Raw genomic sequence first — 20593 nt, 5'->3', positions numbered from 1 at the left:
ACCTCCTTCAGAGTTGCCGCTCCGAAGGGGGTCTTATGCGTTACTTGGTCAGGAAGTTGAAGCCCATGACCACGATGCCCAGCACGACCAGAACGATGCCGGTGGCACGGTTCAGGGTCTTGGAGTCTGCCTTGTTGGCAAACACGGCTGCAATGCGGGCCCACAGGAGGGTGAACACCACGCAGAGCGCCAAAACGAAGAGATCGGGCATTCCGCCGATGGCGAAGTGGGAAACGGCACCGGTCAGGGCGGTGAAGGCCATGATGAAAACGCTGGTGCCGACGGCAGTCTTCAGCTCATAGCCCAGCACACTGGTCAGGATGAGGAGCATCATCATACCGCCGCCAGCGCCCACGAAGCCGCAGATCAGGCCGATGCAGACACCGCACACGACGGACTGGATGGCGCGCTTCTTTGCGGAGACGCCCTGCATGGCCTCCTTGGTGGTCATGACGGGTCGAACGATGAACTTGATGCCCAGCAGGAAGGTCATGAAGACCGAGAAGCTGCCCATGGTGGCCGACGGAAGCAGGCTGGCAAGGTAGCTGCCCACGACCGTGAACACCAGAACACTGGCCATCATGATGAGGCCGTTCTTGATATCCAGATTCTTATTCTTATGGTAGGTATAGGCCGACACCGCACTGGCCAGCACGTCCGACGAGAGGGCGATGCCGACGGCCATGTAAGGGTCCATGCCGAGGAAGGTGATGAGCATCGGGCTGATGACCGCAGCGGCGCTCATACCGGCAAAGCCGGTGCCCAGGCCTGCGCCCATCCCGGCAAAAAAGGTCACAACGATCGTAAACAACACATTCATCTTACAGTTCTCCTTCCAGAATTTCATCCAGGTTCCGGCCCATCTGTTCCAGGGTCCCATAAAACACATTCAGCCGGGCTTCGTCGATGCCGTTCAGCAGTCGGGCAAAGAAGGCCTCCTGCAGCGCCCGGCCCCGCTGGATGATGGGCTGAGCCTTTTCGGTGCAAAGCAGCTCGGTCTTGCGGCGGTCGTTCGGCACCGGGCAGCGGGTCAGCAGGCCCTCGTGCACGAGCTTGTCCACATTCACCGAGACGAGGTTCGCTTTGATGTGGCGCACCTCCACGATGTCGCTGGCCGTTTTGTAGGCGGGGTTGTTGGCCAGGAACAGCAGGATATCAAACGCCGTCTGGGGCAGGCCGAGTTCCTGGCACAGCGGCTTGCAGACCGCGCTGTAGGCCAGCGCCGTCTTGTTTGCAAATTCCATGCTGGGGTTTCTCTCTCTCATTTTATCGCTCCATTTTTGAATCATTCATTTTTGAAGTATTTTAGCACGATTTTTGTGCCTTGTCAAGAGCCTCACACAAACAAAGAGCCTGTGCCCAAATCGCTTCGGGTACAGGCTCTTGGTCTGATCAAAAAAATTTTACACGAGCGCCAGCGCGAGCATCCGGACGATGAAGGCTGCTGCCCATGCCACCACGCACTGGTTCAGGACCATGACGGCCGCCCAGCGGCCGCCCAGCTCCCGCTTGACGGAGGCCACTGCCGCAATGCAGGGGGTGTAGAGCAGGCAGAACACCAGCAGCGGGGCCGCTGCCGCCGGGGACAGCGCCGCGCCCAGCGCAGCGGACGAGCCGAACAGGATGGTCAGGGTCGAAACGACGCTCTCCTTTGCCATGAAGCCGGTGATGAGGGCCGTGGAGACCCGCCAGTCCGCAAAGCCCAGCGGGGCAAACAGGGGCGCGATGCCGCTGGCCACAAAGGCCAGGATGCTTTCCTGCGGGTCTGCGGTCAGGCTGAGCTGCAGATCAAAGTTCTGCAAGAACCAGATGACGATGGTCGCCATGAAGATGACGGTGAAGGCGCGCTCCAGAAAATCCCGCGCCTTTTCCCAGAGCAGCTGCATCACATTTTTCAGGCCGGGCAGGCGATAGTTGGGCAGCTCCATGACGAACGGCACCGCCTCGCCGCGGAACAAGGTCCCCTTGAGGGCAAATGCCGCCAGGATGCCCACCGCAATGCCCAGGAAATACAGCCCCACCATGACCAGTGCCGCATGATCCGGGAAGAAGGTCACGGCAAACAGGCTGTAAATGGGGAGCTTAGCCGAGCAGCTCATGAAGGGGGTCAGCAGGATGGTCATCTTGCGGTCCCGCTCGGAGGGCAGGGTGCGGCTGGCCATGACGCCCGGCACCGTGCACCCGAAGCCAATGAGCATCGGCACGATGCTGCGGCCCGAAAGGCCGATGCGGCGCAGCAGCTTATCCATCACAAAGGCCACGCGGGCCATGTAGCCGGTATCTTCCAGCAGCGAGAGGAAGAAGAACAGGGTCACGATGATGGGTAGGAAGCTCAGCACACTGCCCACGCCCGTGAAGATGCCGTCGATGACCAGCGAGTGGACCGCCTCGTTGACGTTCCAGTAGGTCAGGGCATTGTCCGCAAAAACGGTCAGGTTCTCGATCCCGATTTCCAGCAGGTTCTGCAGGCCCGCGCCGATGACGCCGAAGGTGAGGTAGAACACCAGCGCCATGATGCCCACAAAGGCCGGGATGGCCGTGTATTTGCCGGTCAGGAACTGGTCGATCCGGCTGCTGCGCACCTGCTCCTTGCTCTGATGCGGCTTCACCACGGTCTGATCCACCAGCTGGTGGATGAAGTGGAACCGCATATCCGCAATGGCGGCGGCACGGTCCAGCCCGCGCTCCTGCTCCATCTGCACGATGATGTGCTCGATCATCTCTTTTTCGTTCTGGTCCAGCTTGAGGGCTTCCTCAATGCGGGCGTCGCCCTCCACCAGCTTGGTGGCCGCGAACCGCACCGGGATGCCGGCCGCTCTGGCGTGATCCTCGATGAGGTGGATGATACCGTGGATGCAGCGGTGCACCGCGCCGCCGTGGTCCTCCTCGCCGCAGAAGTCGAGCCGGCCCGGACGCTCCTGGTACTTGGCCACATGGATCGCATGGTCCACCAGTTCGTCCACGCCCTCGTTCTTAGCCGCCGAGATGGGCACCACCGGGATGCCCAGCATGGCTTCCATCTGGTTGATGCGGATGGTGCCGCCGTTGCCGCGCACCTCGTCCATCATGTTCAGGGCCAGCACCATGGGGGTATCCAGCTCCATGAGCTGCATCGTCAGGTACAGGTTGCGCTCGATGTTGGTCGCGTCCACGATGTTGATGATGCCGGTCGGCTTTTCGCCGATGATGAACTGGCGGGTGACGATCTCCTCGCTGGAATAGGGCGACATCGAGTAGATGCCGGGCAGGTCGGTGACTTCCGTTTCCGGGTGCTCCTTGATGGCACCGCTCTTCCGGTCCACCGTGACGCCGGGGAAGTTGCCCACATGCTGGTTGGAGCCAGTGAGCTGGTTGAACAGGGTCGTCTTGCCGCAGTTCTGGTTGCCCGCCAGCGCAAAGGTCAGGGTCTTGCCCTCCGGCAGGGGATGCTCGCCCTGTTTGGTGTGGTAGCGTCCGCCTTCGCCCAGACCCGGATGCTCCACCATCTTGTTCTCCCGCCGGGCGGGTGCAGCGGCGGGCGCGGCCGCTGCCGGGGTGATCTCGATCTGTGCTGCGTCGTCCAGGCGCAGGGTCAGTTCATAGCCGTGGATCTGCAGCTCCATGGGGTCGCCCATGGGTGCAAACTTCACCAGCGTGACCTTTTCGCCGGGGATCAGCCCCATGTCCAGAAAATGCTGCCGCAGGGCTCCCGCCCCGCCCACTGCGTCAATAACGGCACTTTCGCCGATCTTCAGTTCTTTTAATGTCATGGCCAATGCCTTTCTGTTTCGACAGATTGTTAGCTTATAGAAACAGTTTTAATATATGCTAACTGCCCGGCATTGTCAAGGCAGACAGCGAAAAAAAGCCCGCCTCATCCGGTGTGGAGCGGACGAAGCGAGCCTTGCATTTTCGTTGGTTTTTTACTTCACGGTGTGGTAGCCGTCGGGGTTCTTCTGCTGCCAGTTCCAGCTGTCGGCGCACATCTCCTCGATGCCGTACTCAGCCTCCCAGCCCAGCTCACGCTTGGCCTTGGAGGGGTCGGCGTAGCACTCGGCGATGTCGCCGGGGCGGCGCGGGTCGATGACATAGGGGATCTTTTTGCCGCAGGCCTTCTCGAAGGCATGGATGACATCCAGCACACTGTAGCCGTGGCCGGTGCCCAGGTTGCAGATGAAGAGGCCGCACTTGGTCTCCAGCTTCCGGATAGCGCAGACATGGCCGCGGGCCAGGTCCACGACGTGGATGTAGTCGCGCACGCCGGTGCCGTCGGGGGTGGGGTAGTCGTTGCCGAAGACGTGGACTTTTTCCAGCTTGCCGATGGCGACCTTGGCGATGTAAGGCATCAGGTTATTGGGGATGCCGTTGGGGTCCTCGCCGATGAGGCCGGACTTGTGGGCACCGATGGGGTTGAAGTACCGCAGCAGGGCCACGTTCAGCTCCGGGTCAGCCTTGCAGACATCGGTCAGGATGCGCTCGGTGAATGCCTTGGTGGTGCCGTAGGGGTTGGTGGTGGCACCAACGGGGAAATCCTCAGTGATGGGCACAGAGGCGGGGTCGCCGTAGACGGTGGCCGAAGAGCTGAACACAAAGTTGTGGCAATTGTGGCGGCGCATCACGTCCAGGATGACCAGTGTGCAGTTCAGGTTGTTGTAGTAGTATTCGATGGGCTTGGAGACGCTCTCGCCGACGGCTTTGTAGGCGGCGAACTGGATGACGGCGTCGATGTCCGGGCACTCGGTGAAGATCTTCTCCACGTCCTCGTGTCTGGTCATATCCGCATTGTAGAAGCGGAAGTCCTTCCCGGTGATCTGCTTGACGCGGTCGAGCACCACAGGGGAAGCATTGTAGTAGTTGTCTGCCACCACCACATCGTAGCCTGCGTTCAGCAGCTCGATGCAGGTATGGCTGCCAATATAACCGGCACCGCCGGAAACCAGAATTGCCATAGCAAAATACCTCACTTCTCACCGTATTGTGAGCGGGGTGTTTCCCCGTCTCCATCTGCCTAAAGCATACCGCGTTTTGCGGGCAGAATCAAGTATCCATCTTTCTATTCCTCTGGATTTTTGTTGCCTGACCGTTGTCGACTTTTTGATGACGCATGATTTTTCGCATGTTGCCCATGGAGAGAAGCCGCACTTTGTGCAAATAGGAGAAAAAAACAGAGCGTCGGGCCTTCTATGCGGGCCGGACGCTCTGCTGGTTACAGTTTCCCGCACTGTTTGCCGGTGAAGAACCGCAGGGTCGTGTTGGCGCGGAACACTTTTCCGGCCCGCAGGACCGTGGAGGGGAACTCCGGGTGGGAGGGGCTGCAAGGGAAGTGCTGGGTCTCCAGCGCAAAGCCGCCGTATTTCTGCATCGGGATGCCGCCCTTGCCGGGGGCAGGGCAGTCCTGCAGGAAGTTGGCTGTGTAGAGCTGGACGCCGGGCTGGGTGGTGTAGACCTTCATGCTGATGCCGGTCTGATCGCTGGAAGCCCAGGCGCAGAGGCTCTGGCTGGCCCCGCGGCCCCGGTCGATGACGAAGCAGTGGTCGTAGCCGCCGCCCGCCATGGTGGTCTGAGAAAAGCCGGTGTCGATGTCCCGGCCGATGATCTTGCCCGCCCGGAAATCCATGGGCGTATTGTCCACCGGCAGGATGTTGCCGGTGGGGCAGGTCTCGTTGTTGCCCTCCAGATAGCGGGACGCATAGAGGCGCAGCTTCTGGTTCAGCACGTCCCCGCCTCCATCGAGGTTGAAATAGGTATGGTTGGTCAGGTTCAGGATGGTGTCGGCATCGGACGAGACGCGGTAGTCCATCCGCAGGGCGTTGTCCTCGGTGAGGATGTACCGCACCGAAACTTTCAGGTTGCCGGGGAAGCCGTCCTCGCCCGCCGGGCTCTCGGTCTCCAGCAGCAGGGTATCGCCGAAGGCCTTGACGTCGTAGATCTTTTTGGGGAAGGTGCCGTGCAGATGATTCCTGCCGTTGTTGGGCTCCAGCTGGTATTTCCTGCCGCCCACGCTGAACTCCGCGTTCTCGATGCGGTTGGCGTACCGCCCCACAAAGGCGCCGCAGCAGGTGCTGCTGGAAGAATTGAAATCCTGTTCGTAGTCGGCAAAGGTATCGTGGCCCACCACGACATCCACCGGACCCTGTTTTGTGGGGACAAAGATGTTTTTGATCACGCAGCCGTAATTCAGCACACTGACCGCCAGCCCGCCGGGATTCGACATGATGTATTCATTGACTTTCTCGCCGTCTCTGGTCACACCAAAGGGCCTGGAGCGAAACTGTGCCATAGGGCTTCGCCTCCTTTTTCGAAATGTTTGGATACCACACTCTCGGTTATATCCTTTATTATTATGATTATATCACAATTTGCATCTTCTGTGTGGACATCTTTTTAGGTTTATCAGCCAATATTTCGAGATATTTTTTGGTGAAAATGACCCGCTCCGGCCGATCCGAAGGGGGAATGCCCCGGTCGGCCGGGCCGCAGGCAGCAAAAGAGCCGCCCGCCTGGAACGGCGGACGGCTCTGGGGAACTTCAGGTTCAGCCCTCCGGCTGTGCGGAGGAGGCCTGGGCGATATACTCGGCGGCATCGTCGGGGATGTCGTCAAGCTCATCGTCGCTGCCGACATCGACGTTCAGCGGCGGCTTCCTGAAGAGGATATCGTACAGGATGGGCACGATATACAGGGTCATCAGGGTGGCATAGCTCAGGCCGCAGATGATGACGATGGCCATGCCGCTCATGAGCTGGCTCGCCATATCGTTGCTGAACACCAGCTGGAGCATGGCCAGCACGGTGGTCAGGGTGGTCATCAGGATGGGGCGCATACGGGTCTTGCCGGTGGCGATCAGGGCCGCACGGCGCTCCATACCGCCCAGACGCAGCTGGTTGGCGTAGTCCACGAAGACGATGCCGTTGTTGACGACGGTGCCCATCAGGACGATGAAGCCCATCAGGGAGATCATGGTCAGCTGCTGGCCGGTGAAGAGCATGCCCAGCAGGCCGCCGGTGAAGGCCAGCGGGATGGTGAACAGGACGATGAAGGGGGAGAGCAGGCTCTGGAACTGGGCCACCATGACCAGATAGACAAAGGGCAAAGCCAGGCCCAGCCACTGCACCATCTCGTTGACCATGAAGTTGACGGAGTCGGACTCGCCGCCCATCGAGAAGGAGCAGCCCTCCGGCATCTCATCGGAGAGGGCGAACTCGTTCAGTTTCTTTTCCAGAACACGGGCCTGCACGGTGGTGTTGTAGCCGTCCAGCGTGTCGGCCGTGACGCTGACGTACTGGGTCTGATCCTCGCTGGTGATGGAGTCCGGCGCACTGCCGGTGTCCCAGGTGGCCATATCGGCCAGGGTGCAGGTGCCGGTGCTGGTGGTGCCGTCGGCAGACATGACGGTGGTCTCAAAGGTGATATCCATCATGTTTTCCTTGGTGACGGGGTCCAGATTGTTGCTGATCTGGACGCTCATGGTGCTGCCGTCCACGGTCACGGGGGTCTGGGCCGTGGTGGTGGTGGTCAGCTTGGCAGCGATCTGCTGGTAGACCTGGGCCACGGTCAGGCCGTAGGAGCGGACCTTGTCGCGGTCGATGTGCAGGTTGATGGTGGCGTCGCCGCTGCCCAGACCGTTGGTCGCATTGGCAAAGCCCTCGGTATCGTTGACGATGTCCACGACCTTCTCCGACAGCTGGGAAAGGGTCTCGGAATCGGCACCGTAGATCTTCACGCTCAGACCGCTGGCCAGCTGGCTGGTCAGCTCCTGCATTCCGCTGATCTCGACCTTGGCGGTGCAGTCCTCGATGCCGGAAAGGGCATCTTCAAGCGCCTGCCGGGCCGTCTCGATCTCGGAAGAGGAGAGGGATTCATCCAGCATGACGTTGACCTGATAGGTGCCGTAGCTGTTGGCCGCGTTCAGCAGGTCGGTGATGGTGGTGGGCAGGCCCAGCTGGCCGATGTCCATCCCGGCCACGCGGGTGTCGGTGGTGATGCCCACTTCCTCCACATGGTCCACCTCCAGCATGGCCTCCACGGCCTTGCCAGCGATGGCGTAGGAATCCTCCTTGCTGAGGTCCTTGGTGGTGCTCAGGGTCACGATGGCCTCGTTGCTGGTGATGGTGGGCAGCAGCTCCACACCCATGGAGAAGACCCGCCAGCCGCAGAAGGCCAGCAGCACCACCGCCGCCAGCAGGGGCAGGGCGCGGTGCCGGAAGCACCACTCCAGACTCTTGGCGTACTTGTCCTGGATCTTGTCGAACCACTTCAGCTGCTTGGGCTCAGCCTTTTTCAGCACGGTGGAAGCAGCCGCCGGGACAACGGTGAGGGCCACGATAAGCGAGGCCATAAGGCAGTAGCCGATGCAGAGGGACATGGGCTGCATCAGGCTCTTGACGATGCTCGACGAGAAGACGACGGGCAGGAAGACGCAGACGGACGTCAGGGTAGACGCCACGACCGACATGCCCACCTGCTTTGCGCCCTGCACGGCGGCGCGGGCCGCCGGGACGCCCCGGCCGCGCAGACGGTAGATGTTCTCGATGACGACGATGGAGTTATCCACCAGCATACCGATGCCCAGCGACAGGCCGGCCAGCGTCATGACGTTCAGGTCCATGCCGGTGAAGTACATCAGCACCACAGCGAACAGGACCGACAGCGGGATGCTGAAGCCGACGACGAGGGTGGGCTTGACATCCCGCAGGAAGATGGCCAGCACGATGATGGCCAGTGCCGCACCGATGACCATGCTGCTCAGGATGCTCTTGACGATGATGGTGATATAGTTGCCCTGGTTGGACAGAACGACCACATGCAGGCCGTCGTACTGGGCTTCCAGCTCCTGGAAGGCGGACAGGCAGTTGTCCGACACCTCGCTGGCGCTGGAGGTGGCGCCCTTGTAGATCTTCAGCACGGCTGCGCGCTCGCCGTTCAGGCGGGTGTAGCTGGCCTCGGCGTTGTCGATGACCTCAACGTCAGCCACGTCCGACAGGCGGACATCCCCGAAGCCGTCCACATGGAGCAGCAGAGCGCCGGAGATATCCTCGATGCTGTCGTATTCCTCGCCGACCTTCAGCAGCCAGCTCTTGCCGCTGGAATCCTTGACGTAACCGGCGGGCATTGAGAAGTTCTGGGCATAGATGAGCTGTGCCAGCGTGTCAATGTCCAGCAGCTTGGAGACGTCGGAGCTGGCCATCGCCTTTTCTTCAGCGTCCGCGTAGGTCTGCTTTGCCTCGGCGAGCTGCTTTTCGTACTCGTTCAGCATCTCGCGGGCTTCGGTGAACTTCATATAAGCCTGCATCTGCTGCTGCGAGTAGGTGCCCAGTGCATCCGAGAAGGTGCTCATCAGGCCGGGGACATCGTCCATGGCCTTGATGACGTCGTTCAGGGTATTGTAGATCGTGTTCAGGCTCTGCTGCACCTGCAGATCATCGGCGAGGTCTGCCGCCGTGCTGCCCTCCGTGCCGGACTCGGTGTTCAGGCGCTGCTGCAGCTGCTGCAGTGCGCCGGTCAGTTTATCGGTGATATCGCGCAGCTCGGCCACGATCTCAATGAGGGAGTCGATGTCCTTCATGCCCGTCTCGTTGAACTTGTCCATGACCCGCTGCAGGCCGTCGCGGACGTCGATCAGGGCCTGCTGGATCTCCGGCTCCTGCACCACGGCGATGAGCTGGTTCACGCTGTCCAGCAGGGCCTGTGCCTGCTTGCGGACGGTCTCGACCGCCTCGCCGACCTGGCCGCTGAACTGCTGCATCACCGTATCCGAAACGGTCTTATTGTAATTTTTGAACTGGCGGTCGTATTCCTTGCGGCCCGCTTCGATCTGAGCCTCGGCGCTCTCCAGCTGCTTGCGCGCATCGGCCAGCTGGACGTCGATCACTTCCAGCAGCTTTTCGTTGATGGCGTCGATCTTCTCCTGGCTGAGCTGGACCTGCACCATCTTTTCGATCAGGCCGTTGGCGGACACGCTGGAAACGCCGCCCTTGCGCTCCACGTAGGGCACGAGGGTGTCGCTGACGAACTCCGACAGGTCATACACATCGCTGCCCTCGCGGCTGACGGCCGCAGTCATAAAGGCATTCATGTTCAGGCTGTACTCGATGATCGAAGGGGTCAGACAGCTGCTCGGCAGGCTGGCCGTGGTCTGATCCACCTTGTTCGACACCTTGACCATGGCACTGTTCATATCCGTATCATCGGAGAACTGCATCAGCAGAAGGCTGTAGTTCTCCGCCGAGGTGGCGGTGACTTTTTCCACACCCGCCACGGTGCCCAATGCGTTCTGCATCACGTCGGAGACTTCGCTCTCCACACGCTCCGGGCTTGCACCGGGGTAGACCGTGACCACCATCAGGTACGGTGTATTCACGTCGGGCAGAAGGTTGGTCTGCATGTTGCTGATGGACACAAAGCCCAGCATCAGCACCATGATGACCGCCACCAGCACCGTGAACGGTTTTTTGACACTGAATTTTTCCATTTTATCCTACCGTTTCTTTGCTTGCGCCGTGCGCTCCACGGCCAGCGCCCTCAAAAGGGCAATCTTACATGATTCCTATTATACACAAGGTCTGAGGGGTTGCAAGGGTGCAGGGTGAATCTTTTGCAAAATTTAGTCAATTTTCGCTAGAGATACGGCTCAGCCGCCGGGATTGTTGCAGAGGAATTTGATTTTTCATAGAAAATCGCACTCAAGTATGTTATACTGTTTCAAGAATGGCTCTTCAGGCTCAGATCTCTGAGCGTTTCAGAAAATAGAACGAGGACAACTATGAAACAAGTGATCTCTGTCCGTTTCAAGGAAAACGGAAAAAGCTACTATTTCGACCCTGCCGGGGCCGAGATCAGGACCGGCGACTACGTCATCGTGGAAACCGCCCGCGGCATCGAGTGCGGCGAGGTGGTGCAGGGCGTCCGGGAACTGACCGACGCCGCCGTGCCCAAGGCGCTCAAGCCCATCACCCGGATGGCCGACAGCGTGGATGTGCGCCGGATGCGCCAGAACCGCGAGGACGAGAAGCGCGCCTACCACACCTGCCAGGAGTGCATCGCGCGCCACGGCCTGGAAATGAAGCTGGTGGAGGCCGAATACACCCTCGACCGCTCCAAGATCATGTTCTACTTCACCGCCGACGGCCGCGTGGACTTCCGCGAGCTGGTCAAGGACCTGGCCGGCATCTTCCACACCCGCATCGAGCTGCGCCAGATCGGCGTGCGCGACGAGAGCAAGATGATCGGCGGCCTGGGCATCTGCGGCCAGCCGTTCTGCTGCTCCCGCTTCCTCAAGGACTTCCAGCCCGTCTCCATCAAGATGGCCAAGGAGCAGGGCCTCTCGCTGAACCCCACCAAGATCAGCGGTGCCTGCGGCCGCCTGATGTGCTGCCTGGCTTATGAGGAGAGCGCCTACGAGTATCTGAACAGCATCATGCCCATGGTGGGCAGCACCGTACGCACCCCGGACGGCCTGGGCACCGTTCTGGAAGTGAACCCGGTGTCCGGCTACCTGCGGGTGCGCTGCGGCACCGAGGCCCTGACTCCGCGGTACTACAAAGTGGGCGTCTGCGAGTACGTCAGCGGCGGCAAGCGCGCCCCCCGCCGCCCCGACCCGGACGACGATTATTCCGGTGTGCGCAACCCGGCCCCCGTGGTGGCCGCAGCCGACGCCAATGGCCGCACCGGCTGTGGAAACTGCCCCAAAAAAGAGAAATAATTCCCAGAAAAACAGTGGGAAATCACAGTGGTTAGTATCGTAAAACTAACCGTATTTCGTGATTTTCGCTAAAAATCTCTCTCAATTTTCCCCCAAAGTTAGCCTTTGCTTTTGTGCAACCCCACAAAAAACAAAAAAACGTCTTTTCGTTGGCACGGTTAGTCTTGCCTTTTTATTTTTGGTTTGCTAGAATGCAGACAAGGAAGAATTCCGGAGAGGCATGCTGGTACCGTGCGAGGGCAGGCGTCTCCTAAACATTGGCACGGGAAATAAAGGAGAGTTTTATTATGGCACACAAGGTTTCTGACGCATGTGTTGGCTGCGGCGCTTGCGAGGGCGCTTGCCCCGTTGGTGCAGTCACCGTTGAGGGTGGCGTTGCAGTTGTGAACGCAGACGCTTGCATCGATTGCGGCGCTTGCGAGGGCGCTTGCCCCACCGGTGCGATCACCGCTGAATAAGTTTCGCGGCGAGATCCGTAAAAACGCATCAAAAGCAGCAGACCTGTCAAAAGCGGGTCTGCTGCTTTTCTTTCATGCACAATTTTCCCGGCTTTTCGGCCCCGATATTTTGGTAAAGGATGCAGCTTGCAGATATGGAACATTCCACCGAGATTTTGTATAATAAAACAGAAGTCTTCTGTTCTGCGGTCCACCGGTTCGGCTCAGACGCGTTGCTGCTGGCCCGCTTTGCCGAGCCAAAGCGGCTCCAGCGCGCGGCAGATCTGTGTTCCGGCTGCGGCATCGTCAGCCTGGAATGGCACGACCGGGGCCACCGCGGCCCCTGTGCAGCCATCGAGCTGCAGCCGGAAGCCAGCGCCCTGCTCTCCGAGGCGCTGACGGCCCAGAACATCGACCACATCAACCCCTGCTGCACCGACCTGCGCACCTTCCGCGAAGGGGAGGACAGCTTTGACCTGTGCGCCTGCAACCCGCCCTATTTCACGGCGGGCTTCCAGAGCAGCGACCCCGCCCGCGCCACGGCCCGCCACGAGACGGACTGCACCCTGGAAGACGTCTGCCGCTGCGCGTTCCGCCTGCTCAAAGACGGCGGGCGGCTCGCGCTGTGCCACCGGCCGGAACGGCTGGCCGAGGTGCTGGCTGTGCTGCGGGCCCACCGCCTGGAGCCAAAGCGGCTGGCCTTTGTGAAAAATCAGCCGGATGCCGCGCCCTGGCTCTTTCTGGTGGAGGCGCAAAAGAACCGGAAGACCGGCCTACGCATCGAGCCGGACGTGCTCCTTTCGACCGGAGCGGCCCTGTACGGGAAACAATAAATTTTGGAGGTACTCCCTATGGCAGGAACCTTATACATCGTCGCGACCCCCATCGGTAACCTGGATGACATGCCGCCCCGCGTGGCGGCGACCTTCGGCGCGGCGGACTTCATCGCCGCCGAGGACACCCGCGTGACCATGAAGCTGCTCAACTTCCTCGGCCTGAAAAAACCGATGGTCAGCTACTACGAGCATGCCCTGCAAAAGGGCGAGGGCATCCTCCGCCGCATCGAGGCGGGCGAGAACTGCGCCCTCTGCTCAGACGCCGGGATGCCCTGCGTCTCCGACCCCGGCGAGGTCATCGTGCGGGATGCGCTGGCACGTGGCATCCGGGTGGTGCCGGTGCCGGCCGCATCGGCCTGCGTCACGGCGCTGGCGGTCTCCGGCCAGGATACCTCCCGCTGGGTGTTCGAGGGGTTCCTGCCCGTGAACAAAAAGCAGAAGCGGGAGCGGCTGGCCGAGCTGCAGGGCGAGAAGCGGACGGTCATCTTCTACGAAGCGCCCCACAAGCTGCGCACCACGCTGGACGACCTCACGACGGCTTTTGGCACCGAGCGGAGCATCACCCTCTGCCGGGAACTGACCAAGCTGCATGAGGAGATCTGGAAGACCACCCTCGGCGAGGCACAGGCCCACTACGCCGGGAACGAGCCGCGCGGCGAATACGTTCTGGTCATGGCCGGAGCGCCCGCTGCCGAGGCCGAAGAGAGCCTGACGCTGGAACAGGCCGCACAGCGGGCACTGGAGCTGACCGGGGAGGGCTACGGCCCCACGGCTGCCGCCAAGGCCGCCGCGCAGGGCACCCCCTACTCCAAGAGCGAAGTCTACAAACAGATGCTGGCGTTGCAGGCTGGCGAAACGGAAGAATAAATTTTGAGGAGGACTTGGTCCCGTGACGAAACTTTTGATCCTGAGTGACAGCCACAACAGCACCGGCGCAGTCGAGCGCATCCTTCACGCGGAGAGCGATGCGACCGCCGTCATCTTTCTGGGCGACGGCCTGCGCGACCTGGAAGAAGCGCTGACGTTCTACCCGAAGATGAAGGTCTACGCCGTGGCCGGAAACTGCGATTTTGGTGCGCTGGAGCCGCTGGACGGCCTGGCCGCCTTCGATCAGGTCGTCATTTTCTATACGCACGGCCATATGTACGGTGTAAAATACGATCTGGACACGCTGACCGATGCCGCCGAGGCCCGCGGCGCGGAGGTGGCCCTGTTCGGCCACACCCACGTCCCGGTGGCCAAACAGCACGGATCGGTGTTCCTGTTCAACCCCGGCTCCTGCGGCCGGTGCTACACCGGGCCCAACACCTACGGCATCCTGACGCTGGACAAGGGCAGGATCGTCTGCCATGAACACAAAGAGGTACCACATCCATGAGCATCAATGAAGTGCGCTATCTGACCGAATGCGGCAGCACAAACGCCTATGTGAAAGAGCATTTTGAAGAATTCGGCCCGGTGGGCGCGGTCTACACCACCAACCAGACCGCCGGGCGGGGCCGTCTGGGCCGCACCTGGGTCAATGCAGAGGGCCGGGCGCTCTATTACACCGTCGCCATCCGGGAGCCGCTGGCGCAGCCCGCCACTCTGCCGCTGCTGGCCAGTCTGGCCGTGCGCGACCAGCTGAAGCTGCGCTACGGCGTGGACTGCCAGATCAAGTGGCCCAACGACCTGCTGCTGAACGGCAAAAAGATCGTGGGCATCCTCTGCGAGAGCGTGTCCTACGGCTACGAGCAGCAGGGCCGGGGCATCCTGTGCGGCATCGGCATCAACCTGGCCCAGCCGCAGAGCTATTTTGACGCAGCCGACCTGCCCCACGGCACCTCGCTGGAGCTGCAGGGGGCCAAGGTGGACCTTTCCACCGACCCCGAATGGCTGGCCGAGGGGCTGACCGATTTCGGCTTCGACCGCCCGATGTACGTCTTTGCGCGGGACGGCTTTGCACCCTTCCGGGACGAATACAGGGCCGCCTGCATCAACATCGGCCGCCGCGTGACCTTTGACCTGCCGGGCGGCGGGCAGGGTGCCGGTGAAGCCATCGATGTGGACGCGGACGGCCGGTTGGTCGTCCGCACCGACAGCGGCGAAGAGCATGTCTTCACCGGCGAAGTCTCGGTGCACGGCATCTACGGCGCTGTATGACCCTCTCCCAAAGGGCGGGAGTTTCTTAAGAATATCTTTTTGAAAACAAACAGGAACCCCCTCCGGCGCTTGCGGTACACCGGAGGGGGTTCCTGTTTTGGGGTATTGCTTTGGTGTGAGGAGGAATCATGTGCAAGGGAGACGGTTGCGGCCCCGCTCCCTTGTAATTCATAGTATACCCGATTTCCGAACAAAAGTCATTACATTCTTGTGAAATCTTGTGAAAATTTTGTTAAGCGTCCGGCTCTGAAATTTCGTCGCTTTCCCGAAAAATCATCCGGTATGAGCCGGTTCGATGAAAGTTCATTTCGTTTTCGCTTCCGTTTCGATGATTTCGCATTGTTTCACCGCCTCGGCATGGGCCTCGGCATCGCCGACATAGTGGACGGCATTTTCGATGTTGTGCGCGGCCTGGTCGGGGCGGATGGTCTTGATGATCTTCGCCGGGACGCCTACCGCCACCGAGCCGTCCGGGATGACCATTCCTTCCGGCACCAGCGCCCCCGCGCCGATGATGCAGTTCCGGCCGATGACACAGTGGTTGAGCAGGGTCGCGTGCATCCCGATGAGGCTTCCGTCGCCCACGGTGCAGCCGTGAACGAGCGCGCTGTGGCCCACCGTCACGTTTTTGCCCAGCGTCACTGCGCCGCCGGGGTCGCAGTGCAGGACTGCGTTGTCCTGCACGTTGGTGTTCTCACCAAGGGTCAGGGTGCCGTCGTCGCCCCGCAGCACGGCTCCGTACCAGACGCTGGAGCCTTTCTCCAGCACCACGTCGCCCAGCACCGTTGCATTGGGGGCCACAAAGGCTGCACCGCAGTCCTGTGGCGTTTTTCCACCAAATTGGATCATCATTGTTGAAAAACCACCTTTCTCTTTTCGCTCATTTATGGTATTCTTTTAATAGTTCGTTTTGATTTTGGGGATCAGGGAAGCCCGAAACTTCCAAAGGAGCATTCTTTCATGAACCATCCTGCTTTTGTACGCCGGGTGCTCGCGCTGGTTCTGACCGCCGCCGTGGCGGTGGCCGCAGCGCTTCCCGGCTTTGCCGTTTACGCCATGCCCATCCAGACCGCCTACCCGCAGGAGTCGATCTATCTCTTCGATGCCGACACCGGTGAGGCCCTCGTGGAACAGAACCCGGATATGGTCCGGCATGTGGCCAGCCTGACCAAGATGATGACGGCCCTGCTCGTGATCGAGAACGGGTCAGACCTCAACGCCAGCATCACCATCCCGGACCGTCTGACACCGGAGTTCCAGTCCATCAAGGCCAACCGGGGCCACACCATCGGCCTGCAGGCAGGGGAGAGCGTGCGCCGCATCGACATGCTGTATGCCATGCTCCTGCCCAGTGCCAACGACGCGGCCAGTGTGCTGGCCAGCGATGCCGCCGGGGGAGACCTGGCCGCCTTTGCGGCCCGGATGAATGCCCGCGCCCGCCAGCTGGGCTGTACGACCACCCATTTCTCCTGCCCGCACGGCCTGTACGATGCCAACAACTATTCCACCGCGCGGGACCTGGCGAAGATCGCGCTGGCCTGTTACGCGAACCCGACCTACCGGCAGGTGGCCGACACGGTGCTCTACCAGCTGCCCGCCACCAATGTACATGAAGCCCGGACCATCACCACCACGAACAAGCTGCTGCAGCCGGGCAGCACGGCCTACCGCAGCTACGCCCACGGCATGAAGACCGGTTTCACGACCAAGGCCGGGCGCTGCTTCGTCACCTTTGCCCAGCAGGACGGCCACACCTACGGTCTGGTCATCCTCGGCTCGAACAGCCAGAATATTTTCCGGGAAGCCTCCGAGCTGCTGGACTGGGCCTTCACCAGCCCGGAGCTGCACCCCGTGCAGACCACCACGCAGCCGGAAGCCGCCGCCCCGGCCCAGCCCGAAAAGCCGCTGACCTTCTGGCAGCTCCTGTTCAGCTGATTTGAAATTTTGGGAGGATACGCTCATGCAAAACACTACGCTCTTCCGCCGGATGGCGGCTCTGCTGCTGACGGTCGTGCTGGCCGTCTCGGCCGCGCTGCCCGGTCTGGCCGTGTACGAGATGCCCATCCAGACCGCCAACGAGGGCGAGTCGGTCTATCTGTTCAACGCAGACATCGACAAGCCCATCCTGGACCAGAACGCCGGGCAGCAGCGGTATATCGCCAGCCTGACCAAGATGATGACGGCCCTGCTCTTTCTCGAAAGCGGCAAAGACCTGAACGAAGAGATCACCATTCCCACCAGCCTGACACAGGAGTTCAAGGACATCCAGAACGCCAACGGCAGCACCATGAATCTGCGCATCGGCGAGACCGTGCGCCGCATCGACCTGCTGTACGGCCTGCTGGTGGCCAGCGCCAACGATGCCGCCAGCGTCATCGCCAACGATGTGGCGGGCAGCCTGCCCAGTTTTGTCGCGATGATGAACCAGAAGGCCCAGGAGCTGGGCTGCACCAGCACCAGCTTCACCTGTGTGCACGGCCTGTACGATTACGGCAACGTCTCCTCGGCCCGCGACCTCGCGCTCATCGCCTCGGCCTGCGCCGCCAACGAGACCTATATGAAGGTCGCCAACACCCTGAGCTACACCCTCCCGGCCACCAACCTGCACCAGAAGGAGCGCAGCATCACCTCCACCAACCTGATGCTGAACCCCGAATATCCCTACTACCGCGACTACATCCGGGGCATGAAGACCGGATTCACCACGCTGGCAGGCCGCTGCTATGTCACCTTTGCCCAGAAGAACGGCCACACCTATGGTCTGGTCATCCTCGGCTCCGACCTGGACAACATTTATAAGGAAGCCTCCGAACTGCTGGACTGGGCCTTCGCCAGCTTTGCAGACCGGAGACTGGTGGACACCACCACCCCGCTGACCACCGTGCCCCTGACCAAGTGCCGCAGTGCGGAAGCCGTCGAGCTCTACGCCGCCGAACCGGTCAGCGGCTACGGCCACGCCGATGACAAAGTCACCTACAGCTTTGCGCTGCCGGAGCGCGTCTCCGCCACCGTCAAGGCCGATGCAGTCCTCGGACAGGCCACTGTCTATCTGGACGGTTACGAGGTCGGCACCGTAGACCTTGTGACCCATCAGGAATACGTGTCGGACTTCCGCACCGACCTCAAGAGTACCCTGCTCCTGATGGCCGCACTCGTGCTCCTCCTCGCGGTTCTGAGCTGTGTCACCCTCGTCTCCGGCGGCAGCTCCCTGAACCGGAACCGCAAGCGGAGAGTCAATCGAAAATGAGAACGATGCAAAAGCAGCCGCAATGCGGCTGCTTTTGTTTTTTCAGAACGTCCGGAACTTCGCCGCCAGCACCGACAACACGATCTTGGGGTTGACCTGTGCGCCGATCTGCTGCATCGCCGCATCGGCGGCTCCGAGGGCCTTCCGGGCGGTCTCACCCTCCACCGGGGAATGCGAACTGCCCCGCAGCCCGGCGGCGGCTACGGCCCGGAAATCGGCCAGCAGAGCCGATGCACCGGCCTTGTCTTTTTCATAAGCGGCCAGCAGCACCGCCGCCGCATAGCTGTCTCTGGCCGCCGCAGCTTTGGCCAGCGCCAGCGCCCGGTCCACCTGCTCGCGGCGGGCTTCGTCCCGCGCAGCGGCCAGCACGGTGCCGATGTTCCCATCGAACAGCGCACTGTACAGGGCCGCATCCTTTGCGCCCACGCCCTGCGCGGTGCAGTAGCGGGCGCAGTCCTCCGGGGAGACCGGGGCCACGGCAAAGCTGATGCAGCGGCTCCGGATGGTGGGCAGGACGCCCGCCAGCGAATCCGCCGTCAGCAGAAAGAGCACCCCCTCCGGCGGCTCTTCCATGACTTTCAGCAGTGCATTGGCCGATTCCTCGTTCATCCGCTCCACATGGTAGAGCAGGACGGCACGGCCCTCTGCCGAAAGGCTTGTATTGAAGATCTCCGACCGCATGGCCGTGACCTGACCGACCAGATACCGCCCGCCGGACCCCATGCCGGTGACGGAAATGGCCTCCCGCACGATGCCGGTCTCGATCTGGCCGCTGTCGCGTTTGCCCGCCTTGGCCACCGCGCGGCAGCATTCGCCCCGCAGGAGCGCTTCTGCAGGCGCACCGCCCTGGGGGTAGAGGTAATCCGCCGCCACACAGCGGGCCGCAAAACCGGCTCCCAGGCCCGCCTCGCCCACCAGCAGGACGCTGTGAGTCAGACGCCGGCCCTCCAGCATCCGGCGGATGCTGGACTTCAGTTCTTCATTTCCCGCAATGCGTTCTAACATGCTGTCCTCTGTCTTTCCTGTTTTCTCCCGCACTCAGCGGCGGTTCTTCCGTTTCCACTGCTCCCGGCGGACCCAGGCACGGACACTGCGCCAGGCCTGCGGGCCGAAGAAGACGACGAAGTTCAGCATACAGAGCAGATAGTTCAGTTTTCCCATCATGCCGGACCCCAGAAAGCTGAGCGCCCACAGCGCCGCCGCAAACCAGCCGAAGTACTTGACCCGGATGGGGATGACGAAGAAGAGGAGCACCTGCACCTCCGGATACAGCATCGCAAAGGCCAGCAGGAGCGAGAGCGACAGGCAGTAGGTATCGGCATAGCCCGTCAGCAGGCAGGCCGCCACTGCGCCCACCATGCCCAACAGGAGATACAGATTGAAGCGGAAGTCGCCCCACTCTTTTTCCAATGCGCTCCCGATGAACCAGGTGAAGTAGATGCCCAGGATGACGCTGAGCGGCCCGCCCCCCGAAAACGGCACGAACACAAAGGTGATGACCCGCCAGACCTGCCCCATCAGCAGGGCCGTGCGGCTCAGGCTCAGATAAAGCGAGACATACTGATTGACGAACAGTTCCACGGCATAGACCAGGACCTGCGCACCCACCAGGATCGAGATGAGGTTCGGGATGCAGATGCGGCCATACTTCCGCTCCAGTTTGGTTAGCCAGTTCATAGGGGAACGCCTCCATGCTCGTAAGATTCCGGCCCCCGGCTTGGGGGGCCGCTGTTTTTCTCATTGTATCATGTTTGGCAGGGCCATTCAAGAAAATCCCTGTGAACAAAAGGCGGCTGGCTGTCGCTGCCGCCTTCTGCTAAAACAGCCGGTTGTATCCATTTTTGTGCCTTCCAAATGGACTTATCCACTTTTTCCACCGGGTTTTCCACTGAATTTGTGAAAAAGAGGGCCAGTTTCCCACGATGTTTTCCACTTTTTCCACCGAGTTTTCCACTACTCCACCGTTTGGTTTTTATACGTGAAGTATTTCCCGGCATTTTCCATGGTGGTTTCTGGGGAGAAATGTGGGAGCTTTTTCTTTTTTCCAAAAGAAAGTCGCGCCGTTTTCTTTTCTTTTTTCACCGGCTCTTCCCAGCTGTAAAGTGCTTTCTCCCCGCTGGAATGCAGGGCGGCCAAGTTTTCCACATCGGATGGGACGGAATTTCTTCGTGTTGAAAACCGTTGGAAAACCCGACTTTTCCACAGAAAAAGAGCGGCTGCATCTGCGGAGTCCCGGCAGATGCAGCCGCTCT

Annotated in this window: 18 protein-coding genes; 8 read left to right on the top strand and 10 right to left on the bottom strand. The window is 60.9% G+C overall.

Features of this window, described 5'->3' with window-relative positions; genetic code table 11:
• Positions 1-40 precede the first annotated feature (40 nt).
• The 6 genes from DWY95_RS13650 to DWY95_RS13625 all read right to left on the bottom strand — a co-directional run bounded on the left by DWY95_RS13650 (position 41) and on the right by DWY95_RS13625 (position 10449).
• Entirely contained in the window at positions 41-820 is a 780-nt protein-coding gene (locus tag DWY95_RS13650) for a sulfite exporter TauE/SafE family protein (RefSeq protein ID WP_118553924.1), read from the bottom strand.
• A gap of 1 nt (position 821) precedes the next feature.
• A complete protein-coding gene (locus DWY95_RS13645; protein WP_243082790.1) occupies positions 822-1244 on the bottom strand; it encodes a MarR family transcriptional regulator in 423 nt (140 codons plus the stop codon).
• A 159-nt stretch (positions 1245-1403) separates the two neighbouring features.
• On the bottom strand, positions 1404-3749 hold the full coding sequence (feoB, locus tag DWY95_RS13640; protein WP_118553922.1) for a ferrous iron transport protein B: 2346 nt from the start codon (positions 3747-3749) through the stop codon (positions 1404-1406).
• A 153-nt stretch (positions 3750-3902) separates the two neighbouring features.
• Entirely contained in the window at positions 3903-4928 is a 1026-nt protein-coding gene (galE, locus tag DWY95_RS13635) for a UDP-glucose 4-epimerase GalE (RefSeq protein ID WP_118553921.1), read from the bottom strand.
• A gap of 257 nt (positions 4929-5185) precedes the next feature.
• The gene (locus tag DWY95_RS13630; RefSeq protein WP_118553920.1) at positions 5186-6259 is read right to left on the bottom strand and encodes an aldose epimerase family protein; all 1074 of its coding nucleotides are present in this window, start codon (positions 6257-6259) and stop codon (positions 5186-5188) included.
• A gap of 254 nt (positions 6260-6513) precedes the next feature.
• Positions 6514-10449, bottom strand: coding sequence for an efflux RND transporter permease subunit (locus tag DWY95_RS13625; RefSeq protein WP_118553919.1), 3936 nt, complete (start codon positions 10447-10449; stop codon positions 6514-6516).
• Between the two features lie 291 nt (positions 10450-10740).
• Between DWY95_RS13625 and DWY95_RS13620 the strand changes: the two genes are divergently transcribed.
• The 6 genes from DWY95_RS13620 (at position 10741) to DWY95_RS13595 (ending at position 15094) form a co-directional block, all read left to right on the top strand.
• Positions 10741-11679, top strand: coding sequence for a stage 0 sporulation family protein (locus DWY95_RS13620; protein ID WP_118553918.1), 939 nt, complete (start codon positions 10741-10743; stop codon positions 11677-11679).
• Positions 11680-11966: 287 nt separating this feature from the next.
• Positions 11967-12137, top strand: a complete 171-nt coding sequence (locus tag DWY95_RS13615) for a 4Fe-4S binding protein (protein WP_097791253.1) — start codon at positions 11967-11969, stop codon at positions 12135-12137.
• A gap of 134 nt (positions 12138-12271) precedes the next feature.
• Positions 12272-12949, top strand: a complete 678-nt coding sequence (locus DWY95_RS13610; protein WP_118553917.1) for a methyltransferase — start codon at positions 12272-12274, stop codon at positions 12947-12949.
• Between the two features lie 18 nt (positions 12950-12967).
• Positions 12968-13819, top strand: coding sequence for a 16S rRNA (cytidine(1402)-2'-O)-methyltransferase (gene rsmI / locus DWY95_RS13605; RefSeq protein ID WP_097791255.1), 852 nt, complete (start codon positions 12968-12970; stop codon positions 13817-13819).
• A 22-nt stretch (positions 13820-13841) separates the two neighbouring features.
• On the top strand, positions 13842-14330 hold the full coding sequence (locus DWY95_RS13600) for a metallophosphoesterase (RefSeq protein WP_118553916.1): 489 nt from the start codon (positions 13842-13844) through the stop codon (positions 14328-14330).
• Positions 14327-15094 (top strand): biotin--[acetyl-CoA-carboxylase] ligase, encoded by a 768-nt coding sequence (locus DWY95_RS13595; RefSeq protein WP_118553915.1) that lies wholly within the window; start codon positions 14327-14329, stop codon positions 15092-15094. Before DWY95_RS13600 ends, DWY95_RS13595 begins: the two co-directional genes overlap by 4 nt.
• A gap of 303 nt (positions 15095-15397) precedes the next feature.
• On the opposite strand, the gene DWY95_RS13590 is transcribed toward DWY95_RS13595, so the two are convergent.
• Positions 15398-15946, bottom strand: a complete 549-nt coding sequence (locus tag DWY95_RS13590; RefSeq protein ID WP_118553914.1) for a gamma carbonic anhydrase family protein — start codon at positions 15944-15946, stop codon at positions 15398-15400.
• Between the two features lie 108 nt (positions 15947-16054).
• Here DWY95_RS13590 and DWY95_RS13585 point away from each other — a divergent pair, with 108 nt between their 5' ends.
• The gene (locus DWY95_RS13585; RefSeq protein ID WP_118553913.1) at positions 16055-17029 is read left to right on the top strand and encodes a serine hydrolase; all 975 of its coding nucleotides are present in this window, start codon (positions 16055-16057) and stop codon (positions 17027-17029) included.
• A 25-nt stretch (positions 17030-17054) separates the two neighbouring features.
• Positions 17055-18341 (top strand): D-alanyl-D-alanine carboxypeptidase family protein, encoded by a 1287-nt coding sequence (locus tag DWY95_RS13580; protein WP_118553912.1) that lies wholly within the window; start codon positions 17055-17057, stop codon positions 18339-18341.
• Between the two features lie 42 nt (positions 18342-18383).
• On the opposite strand, the gene DWY95_RS13575 is transcribed toward DWY95_RS13580, so the two are convergent.
• From DWY95_RS13575 to DWY95_RS16915, 3 genes are all read right to left on the bottom strand, one after another.
• A complete protein-coding gene (locus tag DWY95_RS13575; RefSeq protein ID WP_118553911.1) occupies positions 18384-19346 on the bottom strand; it encodes a hypothetical protein in 963 nt (320 codons plus the stop codon).
• 33 nt (positions 19347-19379) lie between these two features.
• Positions 19380-20018 (bottom strand): rhomboid family intramembrane serine protease, encoded by a 639-nt coding sequence (locus DWY95_RS13570; protein WP_118553910.1) that lies wholly within the window; start codon positions 20016-20018, stop codon positions 19380-19382.
• Between the two features lie 68 nt (positions 20019-20086).
• Positions 20087-20389 carry a hypothetical protein gene (locus DWY95_RS16915; RefSeq protein WP_147365975.1) on the bottom strand — a complete coding sequence of 101 codons (303 nt, stop codon included), beginning with the start codon at positions 20387-20389 and terminating at the stop codon, positions 20087-20089.
• Positions 20390-20593 lie beyond the last annotated feature (204 nt).

The organism is Faecalibacterium sp. AF28-13AC, assembly GCF_003478405.1.
Lineage (GTDB): Bacteria > Bacillota > Clostridia > Oscillospirales > Ruminococcaceae > Faecalibacterium > Faecalibacterium prausnitzii_E.
Note: the sequence above shows the minus strand (reverse complement) of the source record. Positions and strands in the feature narration are given on the sequence as shown.

Coding starts and splice junctions, on each gene's coding strand:
- DWY95_RS13650 (WP_118553924.1), bottom strand. CDS start 820: ATGAATGTGTTGTTTACGATCGTTGTGACCTTTTTTGCCGGGATGGGC.
- DWY95_RS13645 (WP_243082790.1), bottom strand. CDS start 1,244: ATGGAATTTGCAAACAAGACGGCGCTGGCCTACAGCGCGGTCTGCAAG.
- feoB (WP_118553922.1), bottom strand. CDS start 3,749: ATGACATTAAAAGAACTGAAGATCGGCGAAAGTGCCGTTATTGACGCA.
- galE (WP_118553921.1), bottom strand. CDS start 4,928: ATGGCAATTCTGGTTTCCGGCGGTGCCGGTTATATTGGCAGCCATACC.
- DWY95_RS13630 (WP_118553920.1), bottom strand. CDS start 6,259: ATGGCACAGTTTCGCTCCAGGCCCTTTGGTGTGACCAGAGACGGCGAG.
- DWY95_RS13625 (WP_118553919.1), bottom strand. CDS start 10,449: ATGGAAAAATTCAGTGTCAAAAAACCGTTCACGGTGCTGGTGGCGGTC.
- DWY95_RS13620 (WP_118553918.1), top strand. CDS start 10,741: ATGAAACAAGTGATCTCTGTCCGTTTCAAGGAAAACGGAAAAAGCTAC.
- DWY95_RS13615 (WP_097791253.1), top strand. CDS start 11,967: ATGGCACACAAGGTTTCTGACGCATGTGTTGGCTGCGGCGCTTGCGAG.
- DWY95_RS13610 (WP_118553917.1), top strand. CDS start 12,272: ATGGAACATTCCACCGAGATTTTGTATAATAAAACAGAAGTCTTCTGT.
- rsmI (WP_097791255.1), top strand. CDS start 12,968: ATGGCAGGAACCTTATACATCGTCGCGACCCCCATCGGTAACCTGGAT.
- DWY95_RS13595 (WP_118553915.1), top strand. CDS start 14,327: ATGAGCATCAATGAAGTGCGCTATCTGACCGAATGCGGCAGCACAAAC.
- DWY95_RS13590 (WP_118553914.1), bottom strand. CDS start 15,946: ATGATGATCCAATTTGGTGGAAAAACGCCACAGGACTGCGGTGCAGCC.
- DWY95_RS13585 (WP_118553913.1), top strand. CDS start 16,055: ATGAACCATCCTGCTTTTGTACGCCGGGTGCTCGCGCTGGTTCTGACC.
- DWY95_RS13580 (WP_118553912.1), top strand. CDS start 17,055: ATGCAAAACACTACGCTCTTCCGCCGGATGGCGGCTCTGCTGCTGACG.
- DWY95_RS13575 (WP_118553911.1), bottom strand. CDS start 19,346: ATGTTAGAACGCATTGCGGGAAATGAAGAACTGAAGTCCAGCATCCGC.
- DWY95_RS13570 (WP_118553910.1), bottom strand. CDS start 20,018: ATGAACTGGCTAACCAAACTGGAGCGGAAGTATGGCCGCATCTGCATC.